The organism is Aquimarina rubra (assembly GCF_042684305.1).
Lineage (GTDB): Bacteria > Bacteroidota > Bacteroidia > Flavobacteriales > Flavobacteriaceae > Aquimarina > Aquimarina rubra.
In genome coordinates this window covers 179,680-193,146 of record NZ_JBHULE010000008.1, presented here as the reverse complement: position 1 = coordinate 193,146, position 13,467 = coordinate 179,680, and the positions used below count along the sequence as shown (strand labels likewise).

Sequence of the window (13,467 nt, the reverse complement as noted above, 5' to 3'; positions counted from 1 at the left end):
AACAAAATGCCTATAAAGTCAATTAATAAAGGTTTTCTAAAAAACAAAAATCTAAGTTTCATTTCCTTACTGTTAAGTGTCATTTGCGTCGGAATAACAACAAAAATAAACCAGGATATTTATTTAGATTATATTAGTTCTTCAGGAAAAACCAGAGCTTTATTTGGATTAAAAGAACTACTAGCGTATCAGCACCAATATTACTACGCTCTTTTAGGTATATTAGGAACTGTAGGAGCGTTGCATTAAGGAAAAAAGAAACACAATTATATGTTTTCATGGCAGTATCCTTATCGATATTGTCTACTCTTTTTGTTTTTATTCGTAGCTGGAGATGGTTTGTGTAAAACAAAAAGTGTTTTAACCTTCAAACATCAAAGACACAAATTCAGCGACACAAGCGGGTTTATCAATACTATCTATTTCTACTGAGCAATCCCAAGTAATTTTTAGTCCGTTTTCAGCATAAGGCTCGATCATTTGGATACTGCTATGTAATCTTAATCTACTATCCACCAAAACCGGATGTGGAAAACGAACTTTATTCAGTCCATAATTAACTCCCATCGCTAAACTTTCTATCTGAATCAGATCCATCAACATTTTAGATAGTAAAGAGACCGACAGGAATCCGTGTGCGATTGGTTTTTTGAAAGGAGATTCTTTTTTGATACGTTCCAGATCTACATGAACCCATTGAAAATCCTGTGTAGCTTCTGCAAAAGCATTGATCATCTCTTGTGTAACTGTAAGCCACTCACCTACCGGTAATGATTTACCTTCATGAGTTTTAAATTCCGTAAAATTTTTACAAATTAATTTATTCATGGTTTTATTCTTATATGTTGTTCAAAAATCTATTCTCGATACCCTCCATAGGCGGGCAGGCTATCCCGATTATCATAAATCGGGACACTCGAATTGACGATTTTTTTTAAACTTTCGTGAAACACTCCCAAACTACCTTGAGATTCCACCATCAATCGTAAGGCATATACCTGAAACATAAGAAGCTTCATCTGATGCCAGGTACAGATATCCATAGGCAATATCCAGGGGCGTGGCTGCTTTTTTGAGTGGAATTTGAGATTTTATTCCATCCAAATGTTCTTCCGGAATTTGTTCAGTCATTTCAGTAAGTGTAAAGCCCGGTGCCAAAGCATTTGCCGTAATACCGTATTTACCCAGTTCCATTGTCCAGGTTTTAGACATAGCAATTACTCCTGCTTTGGTAGCAGCATAGTTTGTTTGTCCAAAATTACCACGTAATCCTACATTTGATGCTGCCGAAACGATACGACCATATTCAGCTTCTTTCATATACTTCGAAACTACTTGTGTGCATAGAAAAACACCTTTTAGGTTTACATCAATTACAGCATCCCACTCGGCTTCACTCATTTTATGAAGTGTACGATCCTTAGTAATACCAGCATTATTGATCAAGATATCTATTTGACCATATTTTTTATGGATTCTTTCGGCTTCAACTTCGATAGCTGTTTTATTAGTCACAGAAATATTCGTGAACTCCGACACTTGACCTTTTGCCACAATCCCTTCAGCAACACTTTCGCCTTCGGTTAATAAATCCCAGATGATCACCGTAGCACCTTCTTGCGCAAACAATTGTGAAACTGCTTTTCCTATTCCTCTGGCACCACCTGTAATAATCGCTACTTTATTCTTTAGTCTCATGTATGTTTTATTATTGTTTTATAATTTTCTCTCCCTTAGGGAAGAGCCTGTCTACCTGTCAAGCAGGTATTAAAAAAGGTGTTCACTATGCTATACACCTCAATACAACTCTCCTATCGTCGAGTCACTAGATGTGACGCAATATTTCAAGAACATCGAATTACAACTTTACCTCTTACCTTTCGGTTCATCATCTCTTCTAAAGCATTAGGAGCTTCTTCCAGTGGATATATCTTATGAATATGTGGTTTTAGCTTTCCTTCTCCTAGCCATTGCATTAATTGCACGGTATTTTCCATATTTTTCTTAGGAGTCTTCATTGCAAAATTACCCCAAAACACTCCTACGATTGAGCAACCTTTTAACAGTGTTAGGTTCAAGGGAATCTTTGGGATACTTCCTGCAGCAAAACCTATTACCAGGTATCTGCCTTCCCAAGCCGTACCTCGCAAAGCAAATTCTGAATAATCACCTCCTACAGGATCATATACCACATCAGCTCCTTTACCATTAGTTAGCTCTTTAATTCTGGATCGTAAATCTTCTCCAGTATAATTAATAACTTCATCGGCTCCATATTCTTTACATAGCTTGAGTTTTTCATCAGAGGATGCAGCAGCAATTACTTTAGCTCCCATCAACTTTCCTAATTCTACAGCAGCGAGACCTACACCACCTGATGCTCCTAATACTAAAAGGGTTTCTCCTTCTTTTAGCTTTCCTCTATCTTTTAATGCGTGATACGATGTTCCATAAGCGATCATAAAAGATGCAGCAATCGGGAAGTCCATTTTTGGAGGTTTTTTGAAACATACATTGGCCGGTACAGCAACTTCTTCTGCATATCCACCTTGCATTACAAATCCAAAAACCTCATCACCTATCTTAAGATGTTTTACTTGTGATCCAACTGCTTTTACCACTCCTGCCACATCACTTCCGGGAGTAAATGGTAGTTCTGGTTTAAACTGATATAACCCTTGAATGATCAGAGTATCAGGAAAATTCACTCCACAAGCTTTTACTGTAATTAAAACTTCATTTTCTTTTGGTTCTGGGCTTTTAAGATCTTCCAGTATCAGATTTGTTGGTAATCCATATTCTTTACAGACTATTGCTTTCATAGTTGGTTTGTGAGTGTTTTGAGTGTTTTGAGTGTTTGAGTGTTTGAGTGTTTGAGTTAACTCATTGTTATTTATATAATTTTTATTCAAAATCCTATTCTCGATACACTTCTCCTTTGGTCGAAGTACTCGAATCGACGGTTTTTATTACTCTTCAATAACTTTTAATATTAGTTTTCCCATTTTATCTCCGGAAAACAAACGCAAGAACGTTTCGTGGAAATTTTCAATCCCTTCATAAATATCTTCTCTGCTTTTTAGCTTTCCTTGTGCTAACCAACCACCCATTTCTCTGGCTGCTTTACCATAATCTTTTGCATAATCCATCACTACCATTCCTTGCATTGTTGCTCTATTTACTAATAAGGACAGATAATTTTTAGGCCCTCTCATATCTTCCATATTGTTATATTGCGAAATAGCTCCGCAAATTACAATTCGTGCGTGCATGCGTAATCTTGATAGTGCAGCATCCAGAATCTCTCCTCCTACATTATCAAAATACACGTCAATTCCTTTTGGACATTCTCGTTTGATCGCCTCATAAATATCTTCGGATTTATAATCAATTGCAGCATCAAAGCCCAATTCATTTACCACATAATCACATTTATCTTTTCCACCTGCAATTCCGATAACGCGACAACCTTTGATTTTTGCGATTTGTCCAACCACACTACCAACAGCTCCAGCAGCTCCAGAAACTAAGACCGTATCGCCTTCTTTAATCTTACCCACTTCTAAAATTCCGAAATATGCTGTCATTCCCGGCATTCCTAAAGTACCGATATACATTGGCAAAGGTGCTAAACTTGGATCTACAGCATACCAATTATCACCATTGGTAACAGTATATTGTTGTACGCCGCCCCAACCTGTTACATAATCTCCTTCTTTAAATTTAGGGTGGTTATTTGATTTTATTACCTTGCCAATAGAACCGGCACGCATAACATCATCTAATTCTACAGGTTCTATGTATGATTTACCTTCTCGCATCCAACCTCTCATAGCTGGATCTAATGATATATAATGATGTTGTACCAGTACTTCTCCTTCTGCAGGTTCAGGAATAGGATTATCTTGCAGTTCCCAAGTATTGTTATCTGGTAATCCTTCAGGGCGGTTTTTTAAGATGATTTGTTTATTCATTTTTGTGTATTATTATGTTTTACTATAAATTCTAAGTTTTATTATTTTTTCTGAAGACTCTCTACAAAAGCTTTCATTTTGGCTCTAATTTCTGGTTTCCACCAAAGTGAAATTGCTTGTTCCAGATCCACTTTGGGATCATCTTCCATATTCTCCAACCAATCTTTTCGGAGTTTATATTTAGTATTCTTGAAGATATCCTCATCGGCCTGCAAATATTGTTTCATTTTGGCTTCAGCTTTTGGCAATACTTCTTCTAAATCACACACTTCATTCACTAATCCGGAGGTCAAAGCTTCGTTTACGTTCAATAATTTTCCTCCTAAAATACATTCGTTTGCTTTTCCTTCTCCTAACCAATACGAGTATCCTCTAATTAGATTATTAGAAATCTGAATATTCACAGCAACTTCATTTAATCCAATCGTATACTTTTCCCCTTCAGCCATAATTCTGTGATCAGCCGTAATCGCAATGACACAACCTCCTGCTGGAGCATATCCTGTAATCGCACAGATAAACGGTTTCGTAAACTTGGCTAGCTGAATATACATTCCACCAAAATCATTGAAAAATTCGTTCATTTTTGACTCATCATAGCTATATAGCTCGATTACATCCAACCCTGCCGAAAAGAAATGTGGAGTTCCTGTGATAATGACTCCTTTAACAGCATCATCAATTTCTAAATCCGAAAAAGCTTGTCTTATTTCTTTTGTCATTTGATGGTTAATAGCATTTACTTTGCCTCTATGTAACTGAACAATAGCGTAATTGTGTTTTCTTTCAATTCTAATGGTTTGCATTCTTGGTTATAGCTTGATTAAATGATTAATTAATAGTTTTACAAAGAGGTTCCACCATCTAAAGTAATTGTTTGTCCTGTAATGAATTTGGTACTATCAGAAGCCAGCCATACAACAGCTTCAGCTATTTCTTCAGCGAGTCCATATCGTTTCATCGGAATCACACTTTTTAGCATCTGATCCATATCCGGTCGTACTGATAACAATTTGCTTAATAAAGCAGATTCTGTATATCCAGGACATACGGCATTAATACGGATGTTTTTAGTAGCATATTCCAGCGCTGCGGATTTAGTCATTCCAACAACTGCAAATTTACTGGCGCTATAGGAAAGATTATTCAATGATGCCTTTAAGCCTGCTAATGAAGCAAGGTTTACAATATTTCCGTGACCTTGTTTCATCATTTGTTGTAATGCAAGTTTCATACAATAGAATACTCCTGTTTGATTTACTGCAATGACACTATCCCAATCTTCTAAAGAGTATTCTCCTGTTTTTGTCATGTTTCTGGGACCAATGCCAGCATTGTTTACGATCACATCTAGCTGCCCAAACTTCTCTACGGTAGTATTGATCAGTTGTTCTACTTCTTCAAACTTAGCTACATTAGCAGCAACCACTACTGCTTTTCCTCCTCCATTATTAATTTCGTCTGCAATGCTTTTGGCTTTTCCTTCTTTTATATCAGAAACCACAACGGTAGCCTGGTGTTTTGCAAAATGTTTCGCTGTGGCTGCTCCTATTCCTGAGCCTGCTCCAGTCACTATGACTATTTTATCTTTTACTTGCATATACTTATTTAGGTTGGTTATTCTATATTTATTTTGAAGTACACAAAATCAATCGGGAATCTGATAAGGCACGACTCCGCATATCAGCAGGATATCCTTCTTTGGTGATCATTCCTATAAATTCTTGCTTACTCTCATATTCTACAATCAGTATCTTATCCCATTCTATAGTATTTTCCGGACCGATTAAACCAAACAAAGGCTTGCCTTGATATATCACTTTGGCACTTGTATCTTGGAAAAAAGGTAGGATCGCATTCATATATTGTGCATAAGCCTCTGCTCCAGTGGTTCCGGTTTCTTCTACTTTATCCTTAAACTTCAAAAGATTGATCATCTGAAAAGGTCCATCGACTTCAAATTCCATAAAATCATGAAACTGCTTTTGTGTGATTCCTGTAAATGTATTTGTCATAGAGATTATATTTTATAATCGAATTTCTGTGAGTCCTTCATATTGTTGAAAAATTTCGGCGTAATGCTCTTTAATATTATTCATTATAAAATCAAATGGAAGATCCTCAAAATGTCCATAATCTTCAATATATTCCATAAAAATTCCTCCGGCATTATCAAACTCCTGAAACATGGAATCTTTTTCTCCATCAAACTCCAAAGGAGCCACGTTACATTTTTCGCATAGCGCCTTATTAAAAGCTGGAGATGCTTTTAGCCATTTTCCGTCAAGAAAAACATTGACCATTCCGTGAGGTGTTAATTCGTTAGTGCCAAATTTTTCTATCAACCGCTCCACACCAATGTGATTTTTCACCTTGGCAAGATGAATTCTTGCAGGAATTCCCAATCCTCGTAAACAAGCAATCAGGAGTATAGATTTGTCCAGACAATGACCGCTACTTTTTCTTGCAGTCCAGCTAGCCTTGTATGCATCTTTAGTCAGGCTTATATGGTATGGATCATACCACCAGTTATCTCTTACTTTAAGGTATAACCGTGTAGCTTTCTCCTTAGGAGTTAATGTATCCGTATTAAATTCTTTAATAATATTCTGGATCTCATCTGATTCATAATCAAAATAGTATGTTGCCTCTAAATAATCCATGATATCCTAAATTTAATCTATTTTCTTGGTCTGAATAGCTTGCCAAGCCAAGTTACAAAGCAATTCTGCTGCTTTGTTTAATTGCGCAAAACGAGGATCTGTAGTTAGCCCTTTATCATATCGATAATAAATCTGTTGAGCAATTACAGCTATTTTAAAAAGTCCGAACGCATAATAGAATACAAGATGATCTACATCTTTTCCACTTTTCTGAGCATATAGTTCTACAATCTCGCTTCGGCTTGGATTTCCCTCCATTATGGTTGGTGATGGAATTCCTTGCTGAACGAACTCATGATCACTGCTCATCGTCCAATATCCTAAAGACGTGCCCAAATCCATTAAAGGATCTCCCAATGTCGCCATTTCCCAGTCCAGCACTGCTATTACTTCTTTCCAGCTATCGTCTTTAAAAACTACATTGTCATATTTAAAATCGTTATGAACCAAACTATATCTATAGTCTTTAGGTTGATGTTCTTCCATCCATTTCATCACCTTCTCTGCAGACGGAACATCATCTGTTGCTGCATTAAGGTATTGTTTCCCCCAATTTAACACTTGCCGTTCTACATATCCTTCAGGTCTCCCTAAATCTTCTAGTCCCACTGCTTTGTAATCTAACTTATGAAGTTCTACAAACGTATTCAACCAGGAATCTGCAATGGTTTTAAAATCATTGGCCGAAACATTCCTTTTTTTAGCTTCTCGAGCGCTTAGAATAATACCGTCTACCTTTTCCATGATATAGAAAGGGCAACCCAAAACACTTTTATCATCTGTAAAAGCATACATTTTTGGAACTTTCGGAAATGCCTTGTATACACCTGACTGAACTTTGAACTCTCGTCCCATATCGTGCCCTCGTTTAATGGCACCAAAAGGTGGACGACGCAATACATATTCTTTATTTTCTATTTTTAACAAATAGGTAAGATTAGAATACCCATGTGTATATTGTTCTACCTGCCAGCTACTTTGGTCATTATCTATCAGTCCTTGCTTATGAAGGAATGATTTTAAAGTTTTTTCGTTTAGTTCTTCGCCTTTGCGTACGTTTTGCATTGTTAATGTGGTTGATTAGTACAAAAACATTGTATATAACATTATTATATATCACTTATGTTTCCTCTCCCTCGAGGGAGAGGATTAAGGTGAGGGTGTTTACTGTGAAAAACCCTCATCCCTGCCCGTCCGGTCAGGCGGGCTAAACTTCTCCCAGAGGAAGAAGGGACTATTAAAGTATTCTTATAAAACGTCATATTTTCATTATTCTGCGTATTTTTTAATCACACTTTTTCCTAACTGGTACATATGCACTTCATCTGGTCCATCGGCTAGACGCAACATCCTTGCAGCAACAAAAAAGTGTGCCAATGGGGTATCAGGACCTACTCCTTTTCCGCCGTGTATCTGCATAGCTCTATCGATTACTTTTAATGCCATATTAGGTGCTACAATCTTTATCATTGCGATTAAATCTTTGGATGCCTTATTACCTAATTTGTCCATTTTATCAGCTGCAGAAAGTGTTAGCAATCTGGCTTGTTCAATGTCACATTGCGATTGGGCTATCTCCTGACGAATACTACTGTAATCTTTAAACGTTTTTCCGAAAGCAATGCGTTCTGCGGCACGTTTGGACATTAACTCTAAAGATCGCTGTGCCATACCTATTAAACGCATACAATGATGAATACGTCCTGGTCCTAATCTACCTTGTGCAATCTCGAAACCTCTTCCTTCCCCTAAAATCAAATTCTCTTTTGGTACTCGTACATTATCTAAAACAATCTCCGCATGACCTTCTGGAGAATCATAGAACCCAAATACGGATAAAGGTCTGATAATTTTTAATCCTGGTGTATCCATAGGCACCAATACCATACTTTGCTGTTGATGTCTTGGAGCGTCTGGATCTGTTTTTCCCATCACAATAGCAATCTTACAATCGGGATTCATTCCACCGGATGACCACCATTTTGTTCCATTGATCACATATTCATCACCCTCTCTTATAATAGAGGTCTCAATATTAGTGGCATCAGAAGAAGCCACCTGTGGTTCTGTCATTAAAAAAGCAGAACGAATTTCTCCATTCATTAATGGTTCTAACCATTGTTTCTGATGCTCTGGAGAACCATACTTAGCCAAAACCTCCATATTCCCAGTATCAGGAGCACTACAGTTAAATATTTCTGAAGACCATAATATGCGTCCCATAATTTCTGCTAAAGGTGCATACTCCAGATTTGTTAATCCTGGACTTAGGGCTCCATAACTTTTGGGTAAAAACAAGTTCCATAATCCGGCTGCTTTTGCTTTTGCCTTTAGATCTTCCATTCCTGGCCATGGTTTCCATCGGTTATCAGGATTGTAGAGAAAGGTATTTACCTCTTCTTCTACAGGTAGTATATGTTCTTCAAAAAAAGCAGTAAGCTTTTGTTGGAGTTTTTTAATTTTTTCTGAATACTCAAAATTCATATTATAATATCTTAATGCCACTGACCTTCAACAGGAATACAGTAAAAAAACCTGAAGTGAAAGGCAAGTATTTTTATCTAATTCTTCTTTTGCGTTAGGGATTACTCATTGATTTCTATTGTTTTAAGAAATCGTGAATACAAAGCATTTGTAATGGAAATCCCACATCCGCCTCAGGCGAAGAGGAATTGCAATGTATAGCGAGCTCGAACGCCCAAAAACGTGTATCAACCTGCAATCATATAACCTCCATCCGCATTGTACACGCTTCCGGTCATATAAGCTCCTGCTTCTGAAGCTAATAGACAAACCATGCCAGCCATTTCATCCGGCATTCCCATACGTGCTGTTGGTAATGTCTTTTCTATTTTATTCAGTAACTTTTCGTTTTGCCAAAGTGCCGCACTAAACTTCGTTTTGATCAATCCCGGACATAATACATTGGCACGGATTCCGTATTGTCCCCATTCTTTCGCCTGGTTTTTGGTCAGCATCAATAAAGCCGCTTTGCTAGTACTATATAATCCCAATCCTGCTCCAGGATGTAAAGCTTCTACAGAGGCAATATTAATAATGCTGCCACCACCACGTTCCTGCATAGATGGTAAGATTAGATTAGATAACATCCACGGTGCTTTGACATTCACATCCATGATCTTATCAAATACTTCTTCTTCTGCATCTTCTATAGGACCATAAATAGGATTAATTGCTGCATTATTTACTAAAATATCAACTCCGCCATAATGCTCGATTGTCTTTTGAACAAGCTGCTTTCGTTGATCAGCTTTACCGATATGACAAGCGATACCCACAGCCTCTAATCCAGCTGCTTTAAACTCGGCTGCCACTTCATCTACAGCTTCCTGATTTCGGCTACTGATAACTACTTTGGCACCGTGTTCTGCCAATCCCTGTGCTATGGATTTTCCGATTCCTTTACTTGAACCTGTTATAATTGCTACTTTTCCTTCTAAATTAAATGATTGTTTAATACTGTTCATTAGGTAGTTTAATGAATTAATGTTTTAATAATAAAATGGGTTAATGTTATAATGATAAAATGAGCAAATGAATTAACTAAAAACCTCTTTCTCGCTAGCGATTGTTAATACTTCTTCATCCATCAGAATCTCTGCCAGACCACTGGTTTTAGGTAATTCATATTTAAAATAGAATTTCATTGCGTGAATCTTGCTTTCGTAAAATTCTTCAGAGTAAGTGTTTTTTCCGGTTATAATGGCATTTTTAGCATTTACCGCCATATCTAACCATATCCAGGCTATCGTAATATTACTAAAGAATTCCATAAACGGTGTTGCATCCGACAGAAAACGTTCATAATCTCCTTTTTTAGCAAAACCAACTAAGAAACCTATTACTTTTTGAGTCAATAATAGTTTTTCTCCTAATGTATTAGCGTATCCTCTTAGATCATCATATTCTGATGCTTGTCGGATCGTTTGCATTATTTCGTTATTTAGTAACTCTAACGCTTTTCCGTTTTCCATTAGGAGTTTTCTTCCTAATAAATCCTGAGATTGTATACCTGTTGTTCCTTCATAGATAGGGAAAATACGAATATCTCTATGATATTGTTGTAGTATAAAATCCGAACAGAATCCATAACCTCCCAATACTTGTAACCCATTAGAAACCGCATGGGCACCCATATCCGATGGATAGGTTTTTACCATAGGTATGATCAGTTCCAATAACAAGCTATACTTTTCTTTTTCAACTTCATCTTTTAATGTTTCTTTCAGATCATAATATTTTGAAGCTAATAGTACCAGACTTAAGGAACCTTCTGCAATTACTTTCTGTAACAATAACATTCTGCGCACATCTGGATGATTAATGATCAGTGTTTGTCCTTGCTCAGGATCTTTTTTACCTGTACTAGCCAGTTTTCTACCTTGCGGACGTTCCTTTGCATATTGTAATGAAGCTTGATACGCAGCGGTAGCAATCGCGGCAGCACCACGTCCCACAGCAATACGAGCACCATTCATCATCAAAAACATATATTTCAGCCCTTGATGTGCTTCTCCTACTAACCAACCTTTACAATCATCTGCATCTCCAAAACCTAAATGCGTAGTACAATATCCTCGCTGACCCATTTTTTGGAAATCAGCAACTGTGGTTACATCATTCGCTACCAAACCACCATTTCCATCAGGACGTTTTTTAGGAACAATAAATAAAGATATTCCTTTGGTTCCTGCGGGTGCTCCTTCGATACGAGCTAAAACCAAGTGTACAAAATTATCAGCATATTGATGATCACCACCAGAGATAAAAATTTTCTGTCCTAACATTTTATAAGAACCATCTTCCTGAGGTGTTGCTTTTGTTATCACATCTGATAACGAACTACCAGCCTGTGGTTCTGTTAAGCACATCGTTCCACCCCAATTTCCAGAAAGCATATTAGGAACATAGGTGTCATTTAATTCTTTATTAGCAAAATGGATAATTAACTCTGCTGCACCAAGGGTTAGTCCTACGTAACCCGGTAAATGGTTATTAGCCGCATCCTGAATAAAGGCAGAGGCTGTATACATCATCATAGGTAACTGTAATCCACCTGCTTCATAATCAAAGGTACCAGAAATGAGTCCCATCTCTCCTCCTTTTTTCATCATCACCTCTACTTGTTTATGAACCACCACACCTCCATCTTTATGGTAGGCGGGTTTTTCGTCCATTTCTTTAAAATATGGAAACAATTCCCGATCTGAGAATTCTTTAACCGAATTTAAAAATAAGTCTAGGGATGCTGCGTCGTGATCAGCAAAACGATCTTGCTGTAACACTTCTTCTAATTGATGAACATCATATAAAAGGTATTTCAGGGTATCTAAATCTATATATTCTTTAGCCATTGTGTGAAGTTTTAAGAAGTTGATTATTAACAACTCAATAAATTTCGTGAATATTTAGTAGATTCTAATTAAACTGGTTTAATAAATATGAATTTTAAGATATTCTTTGGTTTTAGACATAAAAAAACATCTCAAATATAGGTTTTAAAAAATCTTAAGCATACGTAACCTCTCGACAAAGCTACCATTGATGTGTTTTATAACGAATTGTTTTTCAATAATTTAATTATCTTTGATTTAGCCTTTTTCATTTTCTTTGCTCGTCCAAAGGGTGCTCTGTAAAGAGTGCGCCAGATGAGGCGCTGGAAAACAAAAGAAAAGACGCTTTTTTCAAGGTATTTTTATCTGCCTAAGCAGATAAAACCAGATTTGCTTTACTAAAACCTTTCCAAGGCTTCAAGATTTTTTAACGCAAAACAAATCTTATACTGGTGAAAAAAGGTTTACAAAGCGCTGCTTTGGAACGTCAATATATTCGATATATAAAATTTTTATTGGATGTCTCGAGGTGATAAACTAGAAGTAGCAATTAAATCAATAAGTTACTTTTTACTCAGTCTTTTGCGGATTTTAGAGAGTCCTACAGGTGTTAATCCTAGATAAGATGCGATTAGGTATTGCGGAACACGTTGAAAAAGTGATGGTCGCTTTTCTAATAGTTGTAGATACCGTTCTTGGTTGGATAAATTTTTCATCCGATTGATACGTTGGAAGTTATTGATAAAAGCTTTTTGCATAGACAATCGTCCAAAACGTTCTAAAGCATGCGAATGATCAAAAACTTTTAAGGCATCTGATTTAGAAATGACATATACTGTGGAATCTTCTGTAACTTCCAGATATGATTCTGATGGAATTTCCTCTATATAAGGATAAAGATCCGTAAAGAAAGAACCATCTGTGTAAAACTCCATAACTCTTGTAATTCCTTCTTCTATGGTATAAAAGGTAACGCATCCTTGCTTCATAAAATAAAAATCTTGTATGTACTGACCAGGTTTTACAAGAAACTCCCCTTTTTTAAAAGTTTCCTTTTTATAAAACTGTAGTCCGAACTCCATTTCAGAGTCACTAACGGGTGTAAAAGAGCGTATTTTTTGTTCTAAATCTTTCAAGATGTATGGCTGTGATAGCGAAAGAACAAAATATTTGGGTATTGAGCAAGTGTGCTAGCAGTTATCCCAGGAATATTAGTAATCATTGTATAAATCTGGTCCTTTTATATGATCAAGATAGGATCTATTAAAATCAGGTAATACTATTATTTTCCTTTACACTTCAACAAGCTCAGTGTACGGAAAACAAAAAGAGGTTGTTTATGGGAAACAACCTCTTCTACTATTTATAAACTACACTAAACAATTTATTATTATTTACGGATCGCATAACTAGATGCGCCGGGAAGGTCTCTTAAGAAATCTAAAACATTCTTTAAAATAAGATCAATAGAAGAAT

General features: G+C 36.5%; 14 protein-coding genes. 1 reads left to right on the top strand and 13 read right to left on the bottom strand.

Annotated elements, in window-relative coordinates:
- Positions 1-6: 6 nt before the first annotated feature.
- Positions 7-249, top strand: coding sequence for a hypothetical protein (locus ACFSR1_RS05070; protein ID WP_378290262.1), 243 nt, complete (start codon positions 7-9; stop codon positions 247-249).
- Between the two features lie 111 nt (positions 250-360).
- On the opposite strand, the gene ACFSR1_RS05065 is transcribed toward ACFSR1_RS05070, so the two are convergent.
- From ACFSR1_RS05065 to ACFSR1_RS05005, 13 genes are all read right to left on the bottom strand, one after another.
- Entirely contained in the window at positions 361-828 is a 468-nt protein-coding gene (locus ACFSR1_RS05065) for a MaoC family dehydratase (RefSeq protein WP_378290260.1), read from the bottom strand.
- Between the two features lie 132 nt (positions 829-960).
- On the bottom strand, positions 961-1,698 hold the full coding sequence (fabG, locus tag ACFSR1_RS05060; protein ID WP_378290258.1) for a 3-oxoacyl-ACP reductase FabG: 738 nt from the start codon (positions 1,696-1,698) through the stop codon (positions 961-963).
- 146 nt (positions 1,699-1,844) lie between these two features.
- Entirely contained in the window at positions 1,845-2,822 is a 978-nt protein-coding gene (locus ACFSR1_RS05055; protein ID WP_378290256.1) for an NADPH:quinone oxidoreductase family protein, read from the bottom strand.
- A 147-nt stretch (positions 2,823-2,969) separates the two neighbouring features.
- On the bottom strand, positions 2,970-3,974 hold the full coding sequence (locus tag ACFSR1_RS05050; RefSeq protein ID WP_378290254.1) for an NADP-dependent oxidoreductase: 1,005 nt from the start codon (positions 3,972-3,974) through the stop codon (positions 2,970-2,972).
- Positions 3,975-4,015: 41 nt separating this feature from the next.
- On the bottom strand, positions 4,016-4,780 hold the full coding sequence (locus ACFSR1_RS05045) for an enoyl-CoA hydratase/isomerase family protein (RefSeq protein ID WP_378290252.1): 765 nt from the start codon (positions 4,778-4,780) through the stop codon (positions 4,016-4,018).
- A gap of 38 nt (positions 4,781-4,818) precedes the next feature.
- Positions 4,819-5,574 (bottom strand): SDR family NAD(P)-dependent oxidoreductase, encoded by a 756-nt coding sequence (locus tag ACFSR1_RS05040; protein ID WP_378290250.1) that lies wholly within the window; start codon positions 5,572-5,574, stop codon positions 4,819-4,821.
- A 28-nt stretch (positions 5,575-5,602) separates the two neighbouring features.
- The gene (locus tag ACFSR1_RS05035) at positions 5,603-5,989 is read right to left on the bottom strand and encodes a hypothetical protein (RefSeq protein ID WP_378290248.1); all 387 of its coding nucleotides are present in this window, start codon (positions 5,987-5,989) and stop codon (positions 5,603-5,605) included.
- 12 nt (positions 5,990-6,001) lie between these two features.
- Entirely contained in the window at positions 6,002-6,637 is a 636-nt protein-coding gene (locus ACFSR1_RS05030) for a transglutaminase-like domain-containing protein (protein WP_378290246.1), read from the bottom strand.
- Positions 6,638-6,649: 12 nt separating this feature from the next.
- On the bottom strand, positions 6,650-7,702 hold the full coding sequence (locus tag ACFSR1_RS05025) for a phosphotransferase family protein (RefSeq protein WP_378290244.1): 1,053 nt from the start codon (positions 7,700-7,702) through the stop codon (positions 6,650-6,652).
- Between the two features lie 204 nt (positions 7,703-7,906).
- A complete protein-coding gene (locus ACFSR1_RS05020; protein ID WP_378290242.1) occupies positions 7,907-9,121 on the bottom strand; it encodes an acyl-CoA dehydrogenase family protein in 1,215 nt (404 codons plus the stop codon).
- A 227-nt stretch (positions 9,122-9,348) separates the two neighbouring features.
- Positions 9,349-10,125, bottom strand: coding sequence for an SDR family NAD(P)-dependent oxidoreductase (locus tag ACFSR1_RS05015; RefSeq protein WP_378290240.1), 777 nt, complete (start codon positions 10,123-10,125; stop codon positions 9,349-9,351).
- Between the two features lie 72 nt (positions 10,126-10,197).
- Positions 10,198-12,012, bottom strand: a complete 1,815-nt coding sequence (locus ACFSR1_RS05010) for an acyl-CoA dehydrogenase (RefSeq protein WP_378290238.1) — start codon at positions 12,010-12,012, stop codon at positions 10,198-10,200.
- Between the two features lie 542 nt (positions 12,013-12,554).
- Positions 12,555-13,127 carry a Crp/Fnr family transcriptional regulator gene (locus ACFSR1_RS05005; protein WP_378290236.1) on the bottom strand — a complete coding sequence of 191 codons (573 nt, stop codon included), beginning with the start codon at positions 13,125-13,127 and terminating at the stop codon, positions 12,555-12,557.
- Positions 13,128-13,467: the final 340 nt, after the last annotated feature.

Bases quoted from the DNA above. Each gene is read 5' to 3' on its own strand.
- ACFSR1_RS05070 (WP_378290262.1), top strand. From the start codon at position 7: ATGCCTATAAAGTCAATTAATAAAGGTTTTCTAAAAAACAAAAATCTA.
- ACFSR1_RS05065 (WP_378290260.1), bottom strand. From the start codon at position 828: ATGAATAAATTAATTTGTAAAAATTTTACGGAATTTAAAACTCATGAA.
- fabG (WP_378290258.1), bottom strand. From the start codon at position 1,698: ATGAGACTAAAGAATAAAGTAGCGATTATTACAGGTGGTGCCAGAGGA.
- ACFSR1_RS05055 (WP_378290256.1), bottom strand. From the start codon at position 2,822: ATGAAAGCAATAGTCTGTAAAGAATATGGATTACCAACAAATCTGATA.
- ACFSR1_RS05050 (WP_378290254.1), bottom strand. From the start codon at position 3,974: ATGAATAAACAAATCATCTTAAAAAACCGCCCTGAAGGATTACCAGAT.
- ACFSR1_RS05045 (WP_378290252.1), bottom strand. From the start codon at position 4,780: ATGCAAACCATTAGAATTGAAAGAAAACACAATTACGCTATTGTTCAG.
- ACFSR1_RS05040 (WP_378290250.1), bottom strand. From the start codon at position 5,574: ATGCAAGTAAAAGATAAAATAGTCATAGTGACTGGAGCAGGCTCAGGA.
- ACFSR1_RS05035 (WP_378290248.1), bottom strand. From the start codon at position 5,989: ATGACAAATACATTTACAGGAATCACACAAAAGCAGTTTCATGATTTT.
- ACFSR1_RS05030 (WP_378290246.1), bottom strand. From the start codon at position 6,637: ATGGATTATTTAGAGGCAACATACTATTTTGATTATGAATCAGATGAG.
- ACFSR1_RS05025 (WP_378290244.1), bottom strand. From the start codon at position 7,702: ATGCAAAACGTACGCAAAGGCGAAGAACTAAACGAAAAAACTTTAAAA.
- ACFSR1_RS05020 (WP_378290242.1), bottom strand. From the start codon at position 9,121: ATGAATTTTGAGTATTCAGAAAAAATTAAAAAACTCCAACAAAAGCTT.
- ACFSR1_RS05015 (WP_378290240.1), bottom strand. From the start codon at position 10,125: ATGAACAGTATTAAACAATCATTTAATTTAGAAGGAAAAGTAGCAATT.
- ACFSR1_RS05010 (WP_378290238.1), bottom strand. From the start codon at position 12,012: ATGGCTAAAGAATATATAGATTTAGATACCCTGAAATACCTTTTATAT.